Below are 19,349 nucleotides of genomic sequence, written 5' to 3' on the forward strand. Positions count from 1 at the left end.
TTGGGGGAAAACCCTTGCACAGCCAACGACATACCAACTTTTAGTGAGCCTCAACGTGAAAACATCCCTGTCCATCCTCAGCCTGCTGCTGTTGCTCACAGGTACTGCGACCCTTCCGTCGACCGCTGCTGCACAACCCCCGGCCCAGGTTCAACGTGACCCTTCCAAGCTGCACCTCGCCTCGGGCAGCGCCCTGCTGATCGACCTGAACACCAACCAGGAGCTGTATTCGAGCCACCCCGACCGCGTGGTACCGATTGCGTCGGTGACCAAACTGATGACGGCGATGGTAGTGCTGGATGCCAAGCAGCCCATGGATGAGATGCTCACCATGACCATTGCCAACAACCCGGAAATGAAAGGCGTGTATTCGCGTGTGCGGCTGGGCAGCCAGCTCGACCGCCGCGAAACCTTGCTGATTACCCTGATGTCATCGGAAAACCGTGCGGCCAACACCCTGGCCAACCATTACCCCGGCGGCTACCCGGCGTTCATCAAGGCGATGAACGCCAAGGCCCGCAGCCTAGGCATGGCGCACACCCGCTACGTCGAGCCGACCGGCCTGTCGACGCAGAACGTGTCCACGGCCCGTGACCTGGCCAAGCTGCTGATGGCGTCGCGCAAGTACCCGATGCTGAGCGAACTGTCGACCACCCGCGAGAAGACCGTGGCCTTCCGCAAGCCCAACTACACCCTGGGCTTCCGCAACACCGACCACCTGGTGAACAAGAGCAACTGGGACATCAAGCTGACCAAGACCGGCTTCACCAATGAAGCCGGGCACTGCCTGGTGCTGCTGACCCGCATGGACAACCGCCCGGTGGCCATGGTGATCCTCGACGCCTTTGGCAAGTACACCCACTTCGCCGATGCCAGCCGCATGCGTCAGTGGCTGGAAACCGGTGCTGCCAAGCCGGCGCCGGCGGTGGCCATGCAGTACAAGGCAGAGCGGCAGAACAAGGGACGCCTGGCGGCCGAATGACCGCCGCCTGATGCTACCCGGCCCTGGTAGGAGCGGCCTTGTGTCGCGATGGGCTGCAACGCAGCCCCGACGATTTGTGCATTGATGCCAACATCCCGGGGCCGCTTCGCAGCCCATCGCGACACAAGGCCGCTCCTACAGGGGACCGTATCCGCTGTCAGGCCGTGGTGCTGACCATCCCGCCCGCGCTGCTGCCACCCGTTTTCTGTAGCGCTTCGAGCAACTGCGCGGTGGCCTGCAGGATTTCACCATTGATGGTGGCGATGCTAGCCTGCTTGGCGGACACAACTGCCAGCTTGGTGGTTTCGTCCATCTTCTGCGCCATCAACTGGGCCAGTTGCTTCTGTTCCTCGGCCAATTGCTTCTGCAGCTTCTTGATCATCTCGCGCAATTGCCTGATGTGCGCAGGCTCCGAACTTTCACTGCTGCCCTGGGCGCCTTGAGCCTGGCCGCCACCGTTCAATTTCGACGTGTCGGCCTGAGTGCCGGCTCCACTCTCTTCAGTCTTTTGCGCATCCTGGCTGTCAGCGACCTGGGTTGTGCTCACCGCCTGGGCCGTGGTGCTGATGCTGACTGCTGCAATACCTGTCATGTCTTACTCCCTGCGTTGCAAATGGGTCCTTGGGTTGTTCTGCCTATCGGCCGACAGGCGCAAGCCTTTAGCCCCCTGTTGCAAGTGGCAGGTCGCCCGCCAGTAAATTCCCCATCGTTTGGCTCGTTCCACCCAATGTACAAACGCAGGCGCCGGCCTCTCCCGGCGAGCGTCAACATTCGACCATTATGGAACCGCAGCCATGAGCCAGTCTGCAAACCCGGAAACCATCAAGGACCTGATCGGCGTGGGCTTCGGCCCTTCCAACCTGGCCCTGGCCATCGCCCTGGAAGAACTCGCCGAGTCCCAGGGCCATGCCCTCGACGCGCTGTTCATCGACAAACAGCAGGACTATCGCTGGCACGGCGAAACCCTGGCCACCCAGAGCGAGTTGCAGATCTCGTTCCTCAAGGACCTGGTGTCGCTGCGCAACCCCACCAGCCCCTACAGCTTCGTCAACTACCTGCACCAGAAGCAGCGCCTGGCCGACTTCATCAACCTCGGCACCTTCTACCCCTGCCGCCTCGAGTACAACGACTACCTGCGCTGGGCCGCCGAGCACTTCGCCACCCAGGCGGTATATGGCGAGGAAGTGCTGCGCATCGAGCCGGACGTGCAGGCGGGCCGGGTCGAGCACCTGCGCCTGGTCTCGCGCGACGCCCAAGGCCGCGAATACAGCCGCCGCACCCGTTCGGTGGTGGTCGGCAGCGGCGGCACGCCGAAAATCCCGGAAAAGTTCGGCGCCTTCAAGGACGACCCGCGGGTATTCCATCACTCCCAGTACCTGAGCAGCCTGAACAAGCTGCCGTGCACCGCCGGCAAGCCGATGCGCATTGCCGTGATCGGTTCGGGCCAGAGCGCCGCCGAGGCGTTCATCGACCTCAACGACAGCTACCCGTCGGTCAAGGTCGACATGATCCTGCGCGGTTCGGCGCTCAAGCCTGCCGATGACAGCCCGTTCGTCAACGAGATCTTCTCGCCGGACTACACCGACCTGGTCTACAACGAACCGGCCGACCAGCGCAGCAAGCTGCTGGGCGAATACCACAACACCAACTATTCGGTGGTCGACCTCAACCTGATCGAACGCATCTACGGCATCCTCTACCGGCAGAAGGTCGCCCACCAGTACCGCCACAATGTGCTGTGCCGGCGCCAGGTCGAAGCCGTGGTGGCCACCCGCGAAGGCCTGGAGCTGACACTGCGCGACCTCGCCACCGGCCAGCAGCAGACCCACCGCTACGATGCGGTGATACTCGCCACCGGTTACGAGCGCCGCTCGCACCGTGACCTGCTGGCGCCCCTGGCCGGCTACCTGGACGATTTCAACGTCGACCGCAACTACCGCGTGCTGACCAGCCCCGACCTGCAGGCCTCGGTGTACCTGCAGGGCTTCTGCGAAAACAGCCACGGCCTGAGTGACACCCTGCTCTCGGTGCTGCCGGCGCGCGCTGCGGAAATTGGCCGCGCGCTGTACCAGGACCTGGCGCAGCTGCACGGCAAGCCGCAACCGGCAGTGGCTCTGACCCGCGCCTGATCCCCTAGGCATTTAACAGCACCTGTAGGAGCAGCCTTGTGCTGCGAAGAGGCCGGTACTGACAGTGCATCTCTGTTGTCAGTACCGGCCTCTTCGCAGCACAAGGCTGCTCCTACAGGGTCGCGCCAGCTTTCAGGTTTCTTTGCCCGAAACATTTGCTTGCATTTAAAACGGCAGGTTTTCGATTCTCATTCGTCCTTATCAATACAGCCCCTCTTTGGCTGGGCACACGCTCGACTCCCCATTGCAGAAGACCGTCAGATGGCCAAATCACCGAAAAAATCCAAATCCAGGCTGTGGTTCCTGGTCCACAGCTGGCTCGCCTTGCCGATCTGGTTCTTTGTCCTGATCGTCTGCTTCACCGGCATGCTCGCCGTGGTCAGCCAGGAAATCGTCTGGCTGGCCGACCCCGCCGTGCGCGCCAACAAGCCCGACGCCGACGCCGAGCGCCTGAGCTTCCAGCAGGTACTGGACGCCCTGCACAAGGCCGAGCCGGACATGGTGGTGGAGCGGCTGATTCAGCCCGACGGTTCGCATTTCGCGGTCAAAGCCAATGTCACCCTGCCTGACGGCACCAGCCCGACGCTGTATGTAAACCCCTACACCGGGGCCATCCAGGGCAAGACCCCGGACTTCAACTTCGAAGCCTTCACCCGCGCCCTGCACGGCTGGTGGCTGGTGCCGTTTACCAACGGTTTCAGCTGGGGCTGGTACCTGGTGTCGCTGCTCGGTCTGCCCATGCTGGCTTCGCTGGTCACCGGCCTGGTGGTGTACAAGAAGTTCTGGAAGGGCTTCTTCAAGCCGGTGCGCACCGGCCATGGTTCGCGGATTTTCTGGGGCGACCTGCACCGCCTGGCCGGGGTCTGGTCGATCTGGTTCATTGCGGTCATTTCCATCACCGGCACCTGGTTCCTGATCCAGGCGATCCTGGCCGACAACCACATCACCATTTCCAGCCGGCCCATCGTGCCGGTGATCGCCCGTGAGGACGTGCCGCAAACCCCGAATGGCAGCCCGGCAACGCGCATCGACCTGGATGAAGCGGCACGCATCGCCGGCCTGGCGGTCCCGGGGCTGGATATCAGCTTCATCTCGCTGCCGGCCACCGCCTACAGCCACATCACCCTGGCGGGGCCAGGCTGGTACCCGCTGATGTTCCAGAGCGCCTCGGTAAACCCGTACACGCGTAATGTCGACAGCCAGTTCCTGATCAGCGACCGCTCCGCCCTGGAGTTCGTCACCGAATCCATGCGCCCGCTGCACACCGGCGATTTCGGCGGCCTGCCGATCAAGCTGGTGTGGTTCTTCTTCGGCCTGGTCCTCACCCTGATGGTGTTCAGCGGTTTGCTGATCTGGACCAAACGCACCGCCCAGGCCACCGCCGCCGCCCTCAAGCGCAGCGAGCGCGCACCGCGCATGGCGCGCCATGAACCCACCGCGGAGATCCGCCCATGAGCCAGGCCCAAGCCGTGCCCGTCAGCCCGCTGAAGCAACTGTGGCTGAAGTGGCGTTTTCACCTGAACATCCTGCTGATCCTCATCCCGCTGGGCTTCATGCCCAAGTACTTCGCCGACGCCAAGCTGTTCCGCGGCGAAGCGGGGCTCGGCGCCAATGTGATCAACGACATCCAGGTCGGTCCCTATACCCTGGACCTGGCCGAGATGCGTGACGAGGCGCCCCGCGCCGACGGCCCTGCCGGCCACTTCAAGGTCTTCAATGCATCGCTGTGCAAGGCCTGCGTCAACGGCGTCAAGGCGGCCTACCTGCGCATCGGCAAACCGCGCAGCCTGCGCGCCGCCGGCACGATTTTCTTCGGTGCGCCGTACAACATGGGCACCTCGTTGCCGATCCCGCCACGCACCAAGCCCGACGCGCAGATCTGGATCACCCTGGAAGGCTGGGACGGCAGCATGCACCAGGCGTCGGTCCCCCTGGCCAAGGCATCGCCAGCCACCGTGGCCTGGCTCGAGAAACAAGGAGGCAATAAATGAAACACCTGATGCGCACCCTCGCCCTGCCCTTGCTGGTGCTGGCCGCCGGCCCGACCCTGGCGCACAACCCGATGTGCGAGTGCGAAGAACTGCCTGGCGGCCAGGTCAAGTGCACCGGCGGCTTCTCGGATGGCAGCGGTGCCCCCGGGGTAACCCTGGACGTGATCGCCTACGACGAACAGGTGCTGGTCGGCGGCAAGCTCGGTGATGATTCGACCCTGACCTTCAAGCGCCCGGACGGCGAATTCTACGTGCTGTTCGATGCCGGCCCCGGGCACGTGGTGGAAGTCGACCACGCCGATATCGCCCAGCCATGAGCCGCGCCCAAGTGATTCGCCCGGCCGGTGCCGGGCACGAAACCCTGTACGTGCTGCTGGTCAGCCTGCTGATCGTGGTACTCGCCACCAGCGTGGTGCTGCTGCGCGGCGAACGCGAGGATGAACAGGCCATCGCCAGCCACCAGATCGACGCCCGTCGCGACCTCACCGCCGCCGAGCAAGGCCTGTACACCGACCTGCGGGTGGCCTTCGACGAAATCCAGCTGCTGCGTGAAGAAAACGCCGCCGCGCCCAGCGTGCAGGCCCTGGCCGAGGAAGGCCTGCCGCCGTTCGTGGTCGATGCCGGCAGCCAGAGCCGCGGCAGCCACCAATGGTCGTGGCTGGAGACCGGGGCCTACCTCGGCCGCAGCCAGGCCCCGGAAGTGGCCGGCAGCCTGCTGCTGATCCTGCCGGCCGACAGCACCGGCCAAGCCGATGTCTGGCTGCGCCGCGACAGCGCCGCCGTGCCCCCTGACGACCTTGGCCAGGCCGCCCTGATCGCCGCCGGCTGGCAGCAGGTGGTCAGCCATTACGACGCCGGGGTCACCCGCGAACACCGTCACTGAACCCAAGGACTCCCCCATGCTCCGCTCCGCCCTCGCCCTGCTCCTGGCCCTTGCCCTGCCGGCACAGGCCCTGGCCGATAACGGCAAGCCCCTGCGTATCGGCATTACCCTGCACCCCTACTACAGCTATGTGAGCAACATCGTCGGCGACAAGGCCGAAGTGGTGCCGCTGATTCCGGCGGGGTTCAACCCCCATGCCTACGAACCACGGGCCGAGGACATAAAGCGCATCGGCACCCTGGACGTGGTGGTGCTCAACGGCGTTGGCCATGACGATTTCGCCGACCGCATGATCGCCGCCAGCGAAAAGCCCGGCATCAACACCATCGAGGCCAACCAGAACGTACCCTTGCTGGCGGCCACCGGCATTGCCGCCCGTGGCGCCGGCAAGGTGGTCAACCCGCACACCTTCCTGTCGATCAGCACCACCATCGCCCAGGTCAACAACATCGCCCGCGAACTGGGCAAGCTCGACCCGGACAACGCCAAGCTGTACACGCAAAACGCCCGCGCCTATGCCAAGCGCCTGCGCACACTGCGTGCCGACGCACTGGCCAAGGTCACCGAGGCGCCCAGCGCCACCTTCCGGGTCGCCACCATCCATGCCGCCTACGACTACCTGGTGCGCGACTTCGGCCTGGAGGTGACTGCGGTGGTCGAGCCAGCCCATGGCATCGAACCCAGCCCGGCCCAGCTGAAGAAGACCATCGACCAGCTCAAGGCGCTGGATGTGCGGGTGATCTTCTCGGAAATGGACTTCCCGTCGGCCTATGTCGAAACCATCCAGCGTGAATCCGGCGTGCGCCTGTACCCGCTGACGCACATTTCCTACGGCGAATACACCAAGGACAAGTACGAAGTGGAGATGAAGCGCAACCTCGACACCGTGGTCCGCGCCATCCAGGAGAACCGCGCATGACCGCCGCCGCCAACCTGGTGACAGCCTGCGGGCCGCGCATCGAGTTTGCCGGCATCGACCTGACCCTGGGCCGCACCCGCATCCTCGAAAAGGTCAGCTTCAACGTCGCCGCCGGCAGCGTGCATGCCATCGTCGGCCCCAACGGCGGCGGCAAGAGTTCGCTGATCAAGACCCTGCTCGGGCAGATGCCGCACCAGGGCCAGCTGACCCTGCACTGGCCCGGCGAACGCGAAGTGATCGGCTATGTGCCGCAGGCGCTGGAGTTCGACCGTGGCCTGCCGATGACCGTGGACGATTTCATGGCTGCCATGTGCCAGCGCCGCCCCGCCTTCCTCGGCCTGTCGCGCCGTGTGCAGCCGGCCATCGACGCAGCCCTGGCGCGGGTCGGCATGCTCGACAAGCGCAAACGGCGCATGGGCGCGCTTTCCGGTGGCGAACGCCAACGCGTGCTGCTGGCCCAGGGCCTGATCCCCGAGCCGCAACTGCTGGTGCTGGACGAGCCGATGTCGGCCCTGGATGAAGCCGGCATCCAGGTGTTCGAACAACTGCTGCAGGGCTGGCGCCAGGCCGGCACCACCGTGCTGTGGATCGAACACGACCTGGAAGCCGTGCTGCGCCTGGCCGACCGGGTTACCGGCCTGAGCCGCCAGGTACTGTTCGACGCCCCGCCCGCCCAGGCCCTTACCCCAGAGCGCCTGCTCGGCCTGTTCTCCGTTCACCCGCGTAGCGAGAGCCTTGCCTGATGAGTTTCGAAATCTTTCGGCAAACGGTCCAGGACTGGGCCACTGCCGGCTACCTGCCCGAGGCGCTGGCCTACGGCTTCGTGGTCAACGCTCTGCTGGCCGGTTTGATGATCGGCCCGGTGCTGGGCGGCCTGGGCACCCTGGTGGTGGTCAAGCGCTTTGCCTTCTTCTCCGAGGCGGTCGGCCATGCCGCGCTGACCGGCGTGGCCATCGGCATCCTGCTGGGCGAGCCCTACACCGGCCCCTACGGCAGCCTGTTCGGCTACTGCCTGCTGTTCGGCATCTTGCTCAACTTCCTGCGCAACCGCACCGGGCTGTCGCCGGACACACTGATCGGCGTATTCCTGTCGGTGTCGCTGGCGCTGGGCGCCAGCCTGCTGCTGATGCTGGCGGGCAAGATCAATGTGCACATCCTCGAGAACGTGCTGTTCGGCTCGGTGCTGACCGTCAGCGGCCAGGACCTGGTGGTGCTGGGCATCGTCGCGGTGCTGGTGCTGGCATTGGCCGTGCCGCTGTACAACCGCATCATGCTGGCCAGTTTCAACCCACAGCTGGCGGCCGTGCGCGGGGTGGCGGTGAAATCCCTGGACTACCTGTTCGTGGTGCTGGTGACCCTGGTCACCGTGGCCTCGGTGAAGGTGATCGGGGCGATCCTGGTCGGGGCGCTGCTGGTGATTCCCGCTGCCGCCGCACGCCTGGTCAGCCAGTCGCTGAAGGGCTTTTTCTTCCTGTCGGTGCTGATCGCCACGCTGAGCACGTTGCTCGGCATCCTGCTGCCGATCGTTTTCGACCTGCCGGTGCCGTCCGGCGCCGCGATCATTCTGGTCGCAGGCATCTGCTTCGCCCTGGCGGCGCTGGCCCGCGCCCTCGTCCCCCGCCTGCAAGGAAACCCGGCATGAACCTGAAACGCCTGACCCTGGCGCTGGCCCTGGCCGGCCTGCCGTCGCTGTCCTTCGCCACGCAAGTACTGACCACCCTGCCCGTCACCCACAGCCTGGCCAGTGCCCTGCTCGACGGCACCACGGTGCAGCTCACGCGTGCAGCCCCCGCCAACCTGCCTGCCAGCCGCCAACCTTCCTATTTCAGCGGGCGCGGTGGCGCCAGCCTGCACAAGGCCGCACAGCAGGCCGACGCGGTGATCGGCGTGCGCTCGATCTGGCGTGACGACCCGCTGTATCCGATGGCCCGGCGCAGCAATATCCGGATCGTCGAGATCGACGCCGCACGGCCGGTGGATGGCGCACTGCCGGGTATTGCGGTGAGCGGCGACGAGGCCTATGGCGCCTACCCCTGGCTCAACCCGACCAACTTCGGGCGCATGGCCGACGTGGTAGCCAATGACCTGGAGCGGTTGGCGCCGGGCGACAAGGCGAAGATCCAGGGCAACCTGGCCGGGCTCAAACGCCAGTTGCTGGAGCTCTCGGCCAACAGCCAGACACGCTTGGCCAAGGTCGACAACCTGACGGTGCTGAGCCTGTCGGAGCGGCTGAGTTATCTGGCCAGCGGGTTGAACCTGGACGTGGTCGAGCAGCCGCTGCCGGCCGAGTGGGATGCCGCTGCGCTGAAGGCGCTGGAGGACAACCTGAAGGCGCAGGATGTGGCGCTGGTGCTGGACCATCGGCAGCCGGAGGCAGCGGTGGCCGAGGTGATCAAGGCGTCCGGGGCGAAGCTGGTGGTGGTGGAAAGTGACCCTGAGGATGCGTTTGCGGGGTTGAAGGCCAGTGTGGATCAGGTGGTTGGAGCACTGGGCGAAAGCTGATGTTCTCCTCGCAGTCCCACAGGCCTGCACGGTCCCTGTGTAGGAGCGGCCTTGTGTCGCGATGGGCTGCGCAGCAGCCCCAAGGGTTCAGCGGTGATGCACAATCTTGGGGCTGCTGCGCAGCCCATCGCGACACAAGGCCGCTCCTACAGACCGCGCTCGACAGCCAGGCCACCATTAACGCTTCATGCACCGCTGATAACGCTCATCAACCCGCCCGGCAAACCACGCCGTGGTCAGCTTGCGGGTGATCTTCGGGCTTTTCAGCTGAATCCCCGGCAGCACCGCCCGTGGCATCGGCTTGCCGGCTGCGGCATCTGCCAGGGCAAACACCCCGCTGTACAGCTCGCTGTCCTCGAAGGCCAAGCTATCGCCCTCCTCCAGCTGGCTGCGGATCTGCGGGTTGCGCAGGCCCAGCTTCCCTCCCAGTTTGCGCGCCGCCTTTTCCGTGGTCCCGGGCATGATCGAGCCCGGCGCCACCAAGTCGCCGTCCAGCGCCAGCGTCACCCCCGTCGCCTTGCTCAGTGCCGCCTGAAATGCCGCATTGCGGCTGGCGTACCAGCCTGCGTTGAAATCGGCAAAGCGGTACAGCTGGCGATCGTAGTTGGCCGAATAGCCCAGCAAGTGGGCGATACCGAAATACATGCCGCCGCGCCGGGTGAACACTTCCTGGCGAATGCTGCCGTCGTGGCTGTAGGGGTAATCCCGCGCATGCTTTTCGGCAAAGTCGATGCTGACCTGCATCGGCCCACCGGTATGCACCGGGTTCAGCCCGCCCAGCAAGGTCTTGCCCAGCGGCACGCGAGCGATGACTTCGTCATACAGTTCGCTCAACTGCTTCTCGCTGCGCACCGCCTGCAAACGTTGCTGGTAGCTCTTGCCATTACCCGACGGCGTCTTCAGTGCACCATCGACCAGCAGCTTGGGGATATGCAGGCGCGCGGCGCGGCGGTCGATTTCCTCCCGGGCGATACGCCCCAGGTTGGGCACCTGCGGGTCGGCATTGAAGGTCGATTCCTGTTCGGTCACCGCCAGCACCGCACACAGGTTGCTCTTGCTGGGGGCAATACGCTGGGCCTCGAACGCCACCTGAATGTCCCGGGCCCAGCCCTCGCGGTCCTTGGCCTGGGCAGGTAACAGCCGCAGCAGTTGGGCGCGGACCTTGGCCGGGTCCGCCTCGGGTGCTTCCTCACGGCGCCCGGCGCAGCCTTGCAGCAGCGCCAGGGCCATCAACCCGGCAGCCAGTAACCGGCCGTTCAGGGCTGTTCACCGACCAGGTAGGTCTTGCTGATGTGCCGGAACAGCGGGTGGCCGGCACTGCCCATAAGCTCGAACAAAACCATTTCGCGGGTCACCACCTGCGCCCCCGCAGCCCGCATGCGCGCCAGCCCTGCGGCCTTGCTCGCCGGGGTACGGCTGTCGCAGGCATCCTCGACCACGAAAACCTGCTTGCCCAGCGCCAGCAGGCCGAGCACGGTCTGCAGCACACACACGTGGGTTTCCATGCCACAGACAATCACTTGCTCGCGCGCCATCAAACTCGCTGGCAGGCACTCGGCGGCCACGCAGGAAAAATGGCTTTTCTCCACCACCTCGGCGGCCGGCGCTGCGGCCAGCAGTTCGGCCAGGGTATGGCCCAGGCCCTTGGGGTACTGCTCGGAAATCACCGTCGGCAGTTCCAGCTCGTTCGTCGCCGCCAGCAACCAGCGGGCCCGCGCGCGGGTGCCTTCAGGGTCGCTCATGGCGCCGATGAGTTTTTCCTGGATGTCGACGACCAGCAGCGTGGCCTTGTGGGGATCGATCAGCATTGTCTGCCTCTTGCCTGGGAAAAGGCCTAGCCTCCCCCAGGCAAGCGGTGACGTCAATCAGGCGGACAGCCGAAGCGGTTCCAGCGACGCGGTCAGCGCAGCGAGCACCCGGTCCTCATGCTCATGGATGAAGAAGTGGCCGCCAGGGAACATCTGCAGCGAGAACGCCCCGTGGGTTTCCTTGCGCCAGGCCTGCAACTGCTCGTCACTGGCGCGGTCCTGCATGCCGCCCAACACGTGCAGCGGGCACTGCAAGGCCGGCCGCTGGCGGTAGGCGTAGGTACCACACAGCAGGAAGTCCGCGCGCAGGGTGGGCAAGGTCAGGCTCATCAGCTCGGCGTTGGCCAGCACTTCCTCGGGCGTGCCCTGAAGCTCGCGCAACTCGCCGATCAACTCGGCGTCGCTTTTCGGCTCGCGCCAGTTCTTGCCGTCGTAGTCCTCGCGGCGGGTCGGCGCTGCGGTACCGCAGGCGAACAGGGCCAGTGGCGCCGGGCAGCCCAGCGCCTGCAACTCATGGGCAAGTTCAAATGCCAGCAAGGCGCCCAGGCTATGGCCGAGCAGCGCGTAGGGGGTGCTGGCCGCCAGGCGCTGTTCGGCGGCCAGTTGCCGGGCCAGGGCCTGCATGTTGGTGTGCAGTGGCTCGGCCATGCGCGCACCACGCCCGGGCAGTTCCACCGGGCGTACCTGCAGCCACGTCGGCAGCTTGCGCCGCCAGCGGCTGTAGACCATGGCGCTGACCCCGGAATACGGCAGGCACAGCAGGTTCATTGCAGTCACTGGGCGGCGGCTTCGGCCATTTTCTGGCGCAGGCTCAGAGGGCGCATGTCGGTCCAGACTTCATCGATATAGGCCAGGCATTCCTTCTTCAGGCCGCTCTTGCCTACGGCACGCCAGCCGTTGGGGATGGCTTTGTAGTCGGGCCAGATCGAGTATTGCTCTTCGTGGTTGACCACTACCTGGAACTGGATATCGTCGCGGTCGAAAACGGAAGTCATTGCCTGTCTCCTTGAGTGATGAATGCCGCTGCGCGCCTGGCGCAGGGGGGCTTTCAAGTAGACGTAGCGTGCGGCGAAAAAATTAGTGGGGCTGACGCGGTCCTTGTAGGAGCGGCCTTGTGTCGCGATCGGGCGCGCAGCGGCCGTAATCCAGGCGACCCAGACCTGCCAGGAAGACCGGGGTTGCAGGCTTTGCGGCCGCTGCGCGCCCGATCGCGACACAAGGCCGCTCCTACAAGGACCGCGCCGCGCAGGTCTTCAGGTATCCCGCAACAGGTCGTGGGTATCGAGCAAGCGGAAGGCCACCTGCGGGTTGCGCTCCAGCCCACGGCGGATCGCCGCCGGGATCGACTGCCGGGTCTTGCGGCACAGCCCGGGCTGGTCGTCCAGTTCGATGACAATCCCGCGCATGGTCCGTACTTCATTGAAGCCAGGGGCGATATGCACGCGGATGCCCAGGTTTTCGTACATCCGTTGCTGCAGGCGTTGCAGGTCTTCCAGGTCCTTGAGGTTTTCCAGGCGGTCGAGCAGGCGCTTTTCTTCCTGGCGGGTCAGCAGGAGGATGCGCTGGGCTGTCTGCGGGTGGTCGGCCAAGTGTTCGCGGCCACAAATGCAGGCGCCAGGTGGGCAGGGTTGGCGCAGGGATGGAGAACTGGTCATGGGGCAAGCATAGCCAGTTTTTGTGCCGCCTGTGCGGACCCAATCGCCGGCAAACCGGCTCCCACAGCAGCCACGATGGCGTTAAAAAACTTTCCTGTCAGGATAAAAAATTTCACAAACCTCTAGACCGCTACCCCTGACTTCGCCTATAAATCGCCAAAAGGAAATTTATATTCCTGCCAAGAAACATAACTTCGCCTCTCGCGAAGCCTCTTTTGCCCTTGTGCCCGACCTGCCCCACTCCATCACGAGGCCTATCCGACATGCATCCCGCTCCCGATCATTTCATCCTGCGCGTCAGCTGCCCGGCCGTGTCCGGCATCGTCGCCGCGGTGACCACCTACCTGGCCGAGCACGGTTGCTACATCAGCGAGATGGCGCAGTTCGACGACGAGGACAACGGGCGCTTCTTCATGCGCGCGGTGTTCCGCTACAACACCGGTGTCACGGGTGACACACCGCAGCTGGAAGCCGGCTTTGCCGATGTCGCCCAGCGCTTCGACATGCAGTGGAGCCTGCACAGCAGTGCCCGACCGATGCGCGTGCTGCTGATGGTGAGCAAGTTCGACCACTGTCTGTCCGACCTGCTGTACCGCCATGCCAAGGGCGAGCTGGACATGCAGATCACCGCCGTGGTCTCCAATCACCTGGACCTGCGCCCGATGGCCGAGCGCCAAGGCATCCGTTTCGTCTACCTGCCGGTCAGCAAGGACACCAAGGCCGAACAGGAAGCCGCGCTGCTGCGCATCGTCGAGGACACCGGCACCGAACTGGTGGTGCTGGCGCGCTACATGCAGATCCTCTCCGACGACCTGTGCCGCCAGCTGTCGGGCCGGGCGATCAACATCCACCATTCGTTCCTGCCTGGTTTCAAAGGCGCCAAGCCCTACCACCAGGCCTACCAGCGCGGGGTGAAGCTGATCGGCGCCACCGCCCACTACGTCACCAGCGACCTCGACGAAGGCCCGATCATCGAGCAGGAAGTGCAGCGCGTGGACCATGCCTACGCACCGGATGACCTGGTGGCCATCGGCCGCGACACCGAGACCATCGCCCTGTCCCGCGCCGTGAAATACCACCTTGAGCACCGGGTGTTCCTGAACCACGACCGCACGGTGATCTTCAAATGAACGCCATTCCCGGTATCAAGCTGATCGACGGCAAGGCCACCGCGGCGCGGGTGCTGGCCGAGGTACGCGAGCAGGTGCAGGAACTGCGCCAGGGCGGCGTGCAGCCGGGCCTGGCGGTGGTGCTGGTGGGTGCCGACGCTGCCAGCCAGGTGTATGTGCGCAACAAGGTGCTGCGTGCTGAAGAGGTGGGCATCCACTCGCTGGAGCATCGCCTGCCCGCCGACACCAGCCAGGCCGAGCTGCTGGCCCTGATCGAGCGCCTCAACCGCGCCCCCGAGGTCAACGGCATCCTCGTGCAACTGCCGTTGCCGGCCCATATCGACGAACACCGCATTCTCCAGGCGATCAGCCCACTGAAGGATGTGGACGGTTTCCACAGCGAGAACGTCGGCGGCCTGGCCCAGGGCCGCGATGTGCTCACCCCGTGCACGCCCAGCGGCTGCATGCGCCTGCTGCGCGATGCCTGTGGCGAGCTGCGCGGCAAGCATGCGGTGGTGGTCGGCCGCTCGAACATCGTCGGCAAGCCCATGGCCGCCCTGCTGCTGCAGGCCGATTGCACGGTGACCGTGGTGCACTCGCGCAGCCGCGACCTGCCGGCGTTGTGCCGCCAGGCCGACATCCTGGTGGCCGCAGTGGGCAAGCCGCGGCTGATCGGTGCCGACTGGCTCAAGCCCGGCGCGGTGGTGATCGATGTCGGTATCAACCGCATCGACGAAGGCGGCCACAGCCGCCTGGTCGGCGATGTCGACTTCGCCGCCGCCCTGCCCCAGGTGGCCGGCATCACCCCGGTGCCCGGCGGCGTCGGCCCGATGACCATCGCCTACCTGATGAAAAACACCCTGCTCGCCCTCGACCTGCAACAACAGGCCGCCCACCAGGAGCGCACCCCATGCCTTTCGCCCTGCTGAAATACGGCCTGAGCGCCGACTACCCGGTGGAGGTCGACCTGCCACCACCGTGCGAACTCAAGCCACGCTATGACGTGGTGATCATCGGCGGCGGCGGCCACGGCGTGGCCATCGCCTACTACCTGGCCAAGTACCACGGCATCACCAATGTCGCCGTGCTGGAAAAGGCCTATCTCGGTGGCGGCAACACTGCACGCAACACTGCGGTGATCCGCTCCAACTACCTCACCAGTGAGGGTGTGCGCTTTTACGCAGAATCGGTGCGCATGTTCCAGAACCTGTCGAACGAGTTCGACTTCAACATCATGTATTCCGAGCGCGGCCAGCTCACTCTGGCGCATACCGACGCCACCGTGCGCGCCTTCCGCCAGCGCGCCGAGGTCAACAAGCACTTCGGTGGCCGCACGGAAATGATCGACCGCCAGCAGATCCGCGAACTGGTGCCCAGCCTGAACCTGGACCCGGGGCACCTGCCGGTGCTGGCTGGCCTGTGGCACATCGACGGCGCCACCGCGCGCCACGACGCAGTGGCCTGGGGCTACGCCAAGCAGGCGGCCAAGCGCGGCGTCGAGATCCACCAGCTGACCGAAGTGCAGGACCTGCTGATCCGCAACGGGCGCATCGAGGCGGTGAAGACCAACCGTGGCACCGTGCAGTGCGGTTGCGTGGTGCAGGCCGTGGCCGGGGCCAGTTCGCTGCTGATGGCCAAGGCCGGCATCCGTGCGCCGATCCATACCTACCCGCTCCAGGCCATGGTCACCCAGCCGTTCAAGCCGTTCCTCGATCCGCTGGTCAGCTCGTCGGCGCTGCACTGCTACGTGCAGCAGACCAGCCGTGGCGAGATCGTCTTTGGCGGCGGCTCCGACCCCTACCCGTTGTACAACACCCGCTCCACCCTCGACCTCAAGGAAAGCCTGCTGGCCCACGCCATCGAGATGTTTCCGTTCATGGCCAACGCCAAGCTGATGCGCCAATGGGCCGGGATCACCGACATGACACCGGACTACAGCCCGATCATGGGCCTGTCGCCGGTGCACAACTATTACCTGGACGCCGGCTGGGGCACCTGGGGTTTCAAGGCCACGCCGATCTGCGGCAAGACCATGGCCGAGCTGGTCGCCAGTGGCGGCAAGGTGCCGGAACTGATCGCACCCTTTGCCCTGGAGCGCTTCAGCCGCTTCCAGCAAGTCAACGAAATGGGCGCCACCGCGGCCAGCCACTAAGGAGCGACGACGATGAAGATCCTGACCTGCCCCTTGAACGGCCCGCGCAATATCAGCGAGTTCACCTACGGCGGCGAATTCAGGCACATGCCCGACCCGGCCAGCTGCAGCGACGCCGAATGGGCCGACTATGTGTTCAACAGCGACAACCTGGCCGGGGTGGTGACCGAGTGGTGGCTGCACAACGCCTCCAGCTACTGGTTCCTGGCCGAACGCCACACCGTGAGCGACCAGGTGCTGCGCACCTTCGACCCGAAAGAACTGTTCGACCGCCGCGTCGACTTCACCCCCGCCGCCACCCCGGAGATTGCCGGATGAACATCCACACTCGCCTCCCCGCGCCCATGGGCCTGCTGATCGACCGCGAGCGGCCCCTGCACTTCCAGTTCGACGGCCAGGCCTGCCAGGGCTTTGCCGGTGACAGCATCGCCAGCGCCTTGCTCGGCAGCGGCCGCTGGTTGCTGTCGCGCTCGTTCAAGTACCACCGCCCGCGCGGCCCGCTGAGCATGGCCGGGCAGGATGCCAACACCCTGGTGCAGCTGCCGGACGAGCCCAATGTGCTGGCCGACCTGGAAGCCGCCCGCGATGGCCAGGTGGTCGAAGGGCAGAACTTCAACGGTAGCCTGGCGCACGACCGCGACGCCTACCTGGGCAAGTTTTCGCGCTTCATGCCGGTGGGCTTCTATTACCGCTCGTTCTACAAGCCCAAGGGCATGTGGAAGGTGTGGGAGCCGCTGATTCGCAAGAAGGCTGGCCTCGGCGTGCTCGACCTCGGTTTCAGGCCGCAGTATTACGACAAGGCCTATCTGTTCGTCGATCTGGCCGTCATCGGCGCTGGCCCGGCGGGCCTGCGTGCGGCACTGGACGCGGCCAATGCCGGGGCCAAGGTTTTGCTGATCGAGCAACAGCCGGTGCTGGGCGGCTCGCTCACCTACGCCCGCTTCGACATTGCCGGCACCCGCGCCACCGGCCTGCGCCAGGAACTGCTGGCAGCCGTCGAGGGCCACCCGAACATCCAGGTGCTGCTGGAAGCCACCTGCAACGGCTGGTTCACCGACAACTACCTGCCGGTGATCCAGCACAAACGCCTGTACAAGGTGCGCGCCAGCCGCTGCCTGGTGGCGGCCGGTTCGTTCGACCAGCCAGTGGTGTTCCGCAACAACGACCTGCCGGGGGTCATGCTGACCAGCGCCGCGCAGCGGCTGATGAAGCTGTACGCGGTCAAGCCGGGCCAGCGTGCGGTAATCCTCACCGGCCACGATGACGGCTACCTCGCCGCCCTCGACCTGCAGGAGCAAGGCGTGGCCGTGGCCGCGGTGGTCGACATGCGCGCCGCGCCAGCCGATGCCGCATTGGCCGCCGAACTGAAGCGCCGCGATATACCCGTGCACCTGGGCAGCACCGTGTACGAAGCCCTGCACGAAGCGGGCATGCGCCACGTGAGTGGCGTGGATATTCGCCCGATCACCGGCCAGGGCAAGGTCGGCCCGCATGGCCTGCGCCTGGCCTGCGACCTGCTGTGCATGTCGGCAGGCTACATGCCGGTGTACCAGTTGCTGTGCCAGGCTGGCGGCAAGCTGGCCTACGATGTGAACCGCGACGAATTCGCCATCAGCAACCTGCCGGCCGGGCTGGATATCGCCGGCTCGGTGAACGGCCGTCACGCACTGGGCAATGTGCTGGCCGACGCCACTCGCGGGGCTGCCGATGCGCTGGCAGCGCTGGGCCTGGAAGCGCCGGTGCAGCCCGTGTTCAGTGCCGAAGCCAAGGTCAACTTCCCCTGGCCGATCTTCCCCCACCCCAAGGGCAAGGATTTCGTCGACTTCGACGAAGACCTGCAAGTGCGCGACATCGTCAACGCCACGCGCAGCGGCTACCGCGATGTGCAGCTGGTCAAGCGCTTCTCCACGGTCGGCATGGGCCCGTCCCAGGGCCGCCACTCGGCGCTGCCGACCGCCCGCCTGGTGGCCCACGCCACCGGGCGCAGCATCAGCGAAACCGGGGTGACCACCGCCCGTCCACCGTTCCAGGCGGAAAAACTGGCCCACGTCGCCGGCCGCGCCTTCGACCCGTACCGGCAAACGCCAATGCACCGCCGCCACCTGGAAGCCGGGGCGAAGATGATGCCGGCCGGCATCTGGCAGCGCCCGGCCTATTATGGCAAGCCCGAGGACCGCGAACGCTGCATGCAGGAGGAAGCCCGCCATGTGCGCGAGAAGGTCGGCCTGATCGACGTTTCCACCCTCGGTGGCCTGGATGTGCGCGGCCCCGACGCCGCCGAACTGCTGGAGCGCCTTTACACCTTCGGCTTCGCCAAGCTGGCCATCGGCCGCACCCGCTACGCGCTGATGACCAACGAGCATGGCGTGGTGATCGATGACGGCGTGTGCGCCCGGCTGGGCGAGCAGCACTTCTACGTCACCGCCACCACCAGCGGCGTCGACCGCATCTACCAGCAGATGCTGAAGTGGAACGCGCAATGGCGCCTGGATGTGGACGTCACCAACGTCACCGCCGCGCTGGCCGCGGTCAACCTGGCCGGGCCGCTGTCACGCCAGGTGCTGGCCAAGGTGTGTGACGATGTGGACCTGTCGGCCAAGGCCTTCCCTTATCTCGGCGTACGCCAGGGCACAGTGGCCGGCATTGCCGCGCGCATCCTGCGGGTGGGCTTTGTGGGTGAACTGGGCTACGAAGTGCACGTGCCGGCGCGCCACGCCGAGCGCCTGTGGGATACCTTGATGCAGGCCGGCGCGGGGTTGGGCATTCGCCCGTTCGGCGTCGAGACCCAACGCCTGCTGCGCCTGGAAAAGGGCCACGTGATCATCAGCCAGGACACCGACGGCATGACCCACCCGGCGGAGATCGACATGCAGTGGGCCATCGGCCGCAAGAAGCCATTCTTCGTCGGCAAACGCTCGATCGAGATCCTCGAAGCGCAGCCGCTCAAGCGCAAACTGGTCGGCTTCACCCTGCCCAAGGGCAGCCCGCAGCCGCTGGAGGGGCATCTGGTGCTGGACGGGGCGGACATCAGCGGCAACGTCACATCCTGCGAATACTCGCAAACCCTGGGGCAGATCATCGGCCTGGCTTACGCCGGTGCCCATCAGGCCACGCCTGGCATGCACATCCCGATCCGCGTTGAGGGCGGTGTGATGGTCAATGCCAAGGTGGTGCCACTGCCGTTCCACGATCCCGACAACCTGCGCCAGGAGCTCTGAG

Annotated in this window: 21 protein-coding genes; 15 read left to right on the forward strand and 6 right to left on the reverse strand. The window is 65.6% G+C overall.

The window, feature by feature from the left end; genetic code table 11:
- Positions 1 to 55 precede the first annotated feature (55 nt).
- Positions 56 to 982 carry a D-alanyl-D-alanine endopeptidase gene (gene pbpG, locus CAG00_RS20030; RefSeq protein ID WP_025338679.1) on the forward strand — a complete coding sequence of 309 codons (927 nt, stop codon included), beginning with the start codon at positions 56 to 58 and terminating at the stop codon, positions 980 to 982.
- Between the two features lie 157 nt (positions 983 to 1,139).
- On the opposite strand, the gene CAG00_RS20035 is transcribed toward pbpG, so the two are convergent.
- Entirely contained in the window at positions 1,140 to 1,574 is a 435-nt protein-coding gene (locus tag CAG00_RS20035) for a hypothetical protein (protein ID WP_054572072.1), read from the reverse strand.
- Positions 1,575 to 1,776: 202 nt separating this feature from the next.
- Here CAG00_RS20035 and CAG00_RS20040 point away from each other — a divergent pair, with 202 nt between their 5' ends.
- The 9 genes from CAG00_RS20040 to CAG00_RS20080 all read left to right on the forward strand — a co-directional run bounded on the left by CAG00_RS20040 (position 1,777) and on the right by CAG00_RS20080 (position 9,406).
- Complete coding sequence (locus CAG00_RS20040; protein WP_085665165.1) at positions 1,777 to 3,111, forward strand: lysine N(6)-hydroxylase/L-ornithine N(5)-oxygenase family protein; 1,335 nt, start codon at positions 1,777 to 1,779, stop codon at positions 3,109 to 3,111.
- A 261-nt stretch (positions 3,112 to 3,372) separates the two neighbouring features.
- Positions 3,373 to 4,566, forward strand: coding sequence for a PepSY domain-containing protein (locus CAG00_RS20045; RefSeq protein WP_085615173.1), 1,194 nt, complete (start codon positions 3,373 to 3,375; stop codon positions 4,564 to 4,566).
- Positions 4,563 to 5,102, forward strand: coding sequence for a hypothetical protein (locus tag CAG00_RS20050; RefSeq protein ID WP_025338676.1), 540 nt, complete (start codon positions 4,563 to 4,565; stop codon positions 5,100 to 5,102). Before CAG00_RS20045 ends, CAG00_RS20050 begins: the two co-directional genes overlap by 4 nt.
- The gene (locus tag CAG00_RS20055) at positions 5,099 to 5,419 is read left to right on the forward strand and encodes a hypothetical protein (RefSeq protein ID WP_085665166.1); all 321 of its coding nucleotides are present in this window, start codon (positions 5,099 to 5,101) and stop codon (positions 5,417 to 5,419) included. Before CAG00_RS20050 ends, CAG00_RS20055 begins: the two co-directional genes overlap by 4 nt.
- Positions 5,416 to 5,985: a DUF6162 family protein gene (locus CAG00_RS20060; RefSeq protein ID WP_085665167.1), complete on the forward strand. Its 570-nt coding sequence runs from the start codon at positions 5,416 to 5,418 to the stop codon at positions 5,983 to 5,985. The genes CAG00_RS20055 and CAG00_RS20060 overlap by 4 nt, the downstream gene beginning before the upstream one ends.
- 16 nt (positions 5,986 to 6,001) lie before the next feature.
- Positions 6,002 to 6,904: a metal ABC transporter substrate-binding protein gene (locus tag CAG00_RS20065; protein WP_025338673.1), complete on the forward strand. Its 903-nt coding sequence runs from the start codon at positions 6,002 to 6,004 to the stop codon at positions 6,902 to 6,904.
- Complete coding sequence (locus tag CAG00_RS20070; protein WP_085665168.1) at positions 6,901 to 7,647, forward strand: metal ABC transporter ATP-binding protein; 747 nt, start codon at positions 6,901 to 6,903, stop codon at positions 7,645 to 7,647. The genes CAG00_RS20065 and CAG00_RS20070 overlap by 4 nt, the downstream gene beginning before the upstream one ends.
- Positions 7,647 to 8,546 carry a metal ABC transporter permease gene (locus CAG00_RS20075; RefSeq protein WP_085665169.1) on the forward strand — a complete coding sequence of 300 codons (900 nt, stop codon included), beginning with the start codon at positions 7,647 to 7,649 and terminating at the stop codon, positions 8,544 to 8,546. Before CAG00_RS20070 ends, CAG00_RS20075 begins: the two co-directional genes overlap by 1 nt.
- On the forward strand, positions 8,543 to 9,406 hold the full coding sequence (locus CAG00_RS20080; RefSeq protein WP_085665170.1) for a metal ABC transporter solute-binding protein, Zn/Mn family: 864 nt from the start codon (positions 8,543 to 8,545) through the stop codon (positions 9,404 to 9,406). The genes CAG00_RS20075 and CAG00_RS20080 overlap by 4 nt, the downstream gene beginning before the upstream one ends.
- 177 nt (positions 9,407 to 9,583) lie before the next feature.
- Here the strand turns inward: CAG00_RS20080 and CAG00_RS20085 are convergent, their stop codons facing one another.
- The 5 genes from CAG00_RS20085 to CAG00_RS20105 form a co-directional block, all read right to left on the reverse strand.
- On the reverse strand, positions 9,584 to 10,636 hold the full coding sequence (locus CAG00_RS20085) for a DUF1615 domain-containing protein (RefSeq protein ID WP_085665171.1): 1,053 nt from the start codon (positions 10,634 to 10,636) through the stop codon (positions 9,584 to 9,586).
- Positions 10,637 to 10,662: 26 nt separating this feature from the next.
- Positions 10,663 to 11,214: a hydrolase gene (locus CAG00_RS20090; RefSeq protein ID WP_025338669.1), complete on the reverse strand. Its 552-nt coding sequence runs from the start codon at positions 11,212 to 11,214 to the stop codon at positions 10,663 to 10,665.
- A 57-nt stretch (positions 11,215 to 11,271) separates the two neighbouring features.
- Complete coding sequence (locus CAG00_RS20095) at positions 11,272 to 11,991, reverse strand: thioesterase II family protein (protein WP_085665172.1); 720 nt, start codon at positions 11,989 to 11,991, stop codon at positions 11,272 to 11,274.
- Entirely contained in the window at positions 11,988 to 12,209 is a 222-nt protein-coding gene (locus CAG00_RS20100) for an MbtH family protein (protein ID WP_016711157.1), read from the reverse strand. Before CAG00_RS20100 ends, CAG00_RS20095 begins: the two co-directional genes overlap by 4 nt.
- A gap of 258 nt (positions 12,210 to 12,467) precedes the next feature.
- Positions 12,468 to 12,869 (reverse strand): hypothetical protein, encoded by a 402-nt coding sequence (locus tag CAG00_RS20105; protein ID WP_025338667.1) that lies wholly within the window; start codon positions 12,867 to 12,869, stop codon positions 12,468 to 12,470.
- Between the two features lie 263 nt (positions 12,870 to 13,132).
- Here CAG00_RS20105 and purU point away from each other — a divergent pair, with 263 nt between their 5' ends.
- The 5 genes from purU to CAG00_RS20130 are packed head-to-tail and all read left to right on the forward strand — an operon-like array spanning position 13,133 to position 19,348.
- Positions 13,133 to 13,999 (forward strand): formyltetrahydrofolate deformylase, encoded by an 867-nt coding sequence (purU, locus tag CAG00_RS20110; protein ID WP_013973142.1) that lies wholly within the window; start codon positions 13,133 to 13,135, stop codon positions 13,997 to 13,999.
- The gene (gene folD / locus CAG00_RS20115; protein WP_085665173.1) at positions 13,996 to 14,907 is read left to right on the forward strand and encodes a bifunctional methylenetetrahydrofolate dehydrogenase/methenyltetrahydrofolate cyclohydrolase FolD; all 912 of its coding nucleotides are present in this window, start codon (positions 13,996 to 13,998) and stop codon (positions 14,905 to 14,907) included. Before purU ends, folD begins: the two co-directional genes overlap by 4 nt.
- Positions 14,889 to 16,130 carry an FAD-dependent oxidoreductase gene (locus CAG00_RS20120; protein ID WP_013973144.1) on the forward strand — a complete coding sequence of 414 codons (1,242 nt, stop codon included), beginning with the start codon at positions 14,889 to 14,891 and terminating at the stop codon, positions 16,128 to 16,130. The genes folD and CAG00_RS20120 overlap by 19 nt, the downstream gene beginning before the upstream one ends.
- 12 nt (positions 16,131 to 16,142) lie before the next feature.
- A complete protein-coding gene (locus CAG00_RS20125) occupies positions 16,143 to 16,448 on the forward strand; it encodes a sarcosine oxidase subunit delta (protein ID WP_075044863.1) in 306 nt (101 codons plus the stop codon).
- Positions 16,445 to 19,348, forward strand: a complete 2,904-nt coding sequence (locus CAG00_RS20130) for a 2Fe-2S iron-sulfur cluster-binding protein (RefSeq protein WP_085665174.1) — start codon at positions 16,445 to 16,447, stop codon at positions 19,346 to 19,348. Before CAG00_RS20125 ends, CAG00_RS20130 begins: the two co-directional genes overlap by 4 nt.
- Position 19,349 lies beyond the last annotated feature (1 nt).

The organism is Pseudomonas sp. B5(2017) (assembly GCF_002112825.1).
GTDB classification, from domain to species: domain Bacteria; phylum Pseudomonadota; class Gammaproteobacteria; order Pseudomonadales; family Pseudomonadaceae; genus Aquipseudomonas; species Aquipseudomonas putida_Z.

What these genes read in the sequence shown, in the direction of transcription:
- CAG00_RS20035 (WP_054572072.1), bottom strand. Translation starts at nt 1,574, where the DNA reads ATGACAGGTATTGCAGCAGTCAGCATCAGCACCACGGCCCAGGCGGTG.
- CAG00_RS20040 (WP_085665165.1), top strand. Translation starts at nt 1,777, where the DNA reads ATGAGCCAGTCTGCAAACCCGGAAACCATCAAGGACCTGATCGGCGTG.
- CAG00_RS20045 (WP_085615173.1), top strand. Translation starts at nt 3,373, where the DNA reads ATGGCCAAATCACCGAAAAAATCCAAATCCAGGCTGTGGTTCCTGGTC.
- CAG00_RS20050 (WP_025338676.1), top strand. Translation starts at nt 4,563, where the DNA reads ATGAGCCAGGCCCAAGCCGTGCCCGTCAGCCCGCTGAAGCAACTGTGG.
- CAG00_RS20055 (WP_085665166.1), top strand. Translation starts at nt 5,099, where the DNA reads ATGAAACACCTGATGCGCACCCTCGCCCTGCCCTTGCTGGTGCTGGCC.
- CAG00_RS20060 (WP_085665167.1), top strand. Translation starts at nt 5,416, where the DNA reads ATGAGCCGCGCCCAAGTGATTCGCCCGGCCGGTGCCGGGCACGAAACC.
- CAG00_RS20065 (WP_025338673.1), top strand. Translation starts at nt 6,002, where the DNA reads ATGCTCCGCTCCGCCCTCGCCCTGCTCCTGGCCCTTGCCCTGCCGGCA.
- CAG00_RS20070 (WP_085665168.1), top strand. Translation starts at nt 6,901, where the DNA reads ATGACCGCCGCCGCCAACCTGGTGACAGCCTGCGGGCCGCGCATCGAG.
- CAG00_RS20075 (WP_085665169.1), top strand. Translation starts at nt 7,647, where the DNA reads ATGAGTTTCGAAATCTTTCGGCAAACGGTCCAGGACTGGGCCACTGCC.
- CAG00_RS20080 (WP_085665170.1), top strand. Translation starts at nt 8,543, where the DNA reads ATGAACCTGAAACGCCTGACCCTGGCGCTGGCCCTGGCCGGCCTGCCG.
- CAG00_RS20085 (WP_085665171.1), bottom strand. Translation starts at nt 10,636, where the DNA reads ATGGCCCTGGCGCTGCTGCAAGGCTGCGCCGGGCGCCGTGAGGAAGCA.
- CAG00_RS20090 (WP_025338669.1), bottom strand. Translation starts at nt 11,214, where the DNA reads ATGCTGATCGATCCCCACAAGGCCACGCTGCTGGTCGTCGACATCCAG.
- CAG00_RS20100 (WP_016711157.1), bottom strand. Translation starts at nt 12,209, where the DNA reads ATGACTTCCGTTTTCGACCGCGACGATATCCAGTTCCAGGTAGTGGTC.
- CAG00_RS20105 (WP_025338667.1), bottom strand. Translation starts at nt 12,869, where the DNA reads ATGACCAGTTCTCCATCCCTGCGCCAACCCTGCCCACCTGGCGCCTGC.
- purU (WP_013973142.1), top strand. Translation starts at nt 13,133, where the DNA reads ATGCATCCCGCTCCCGATCATTTCATCCTGCGCGTCAGCTGCCCGGCC.
- folD (WP_085665173.1), top strand. Translation starts at nt 13,996, where the DNA reads ATGAACGCCATTCCCGGTATCAAGCTGATCGACGGCAAGGCCACCGCG.
- CAG00_RS20120 (WP_013973144.1), top strand. Translation starts at nt 14,889, where the DNA reads ATGCCTTTCGCCCTGCTGAAATACGGCCTGAGCGCCGACTACCCGGTG.
- CAG00_RS20125 (WP_075044863.1), top strand. Translation starts at nt 16,143, where the DNA reads ATGAAGATCCTGACCTGCCCCTTGAACGGCCCGCGCAATATCAGCGAG.
- CAG00_RS20130 (WP_085665174.1), top strand. Translation starts at nt 16,445, where the DNA reads ATGAACATCCACACTCGCCTCCCCGCGCCCATGGGCCTGCTGATCGAC.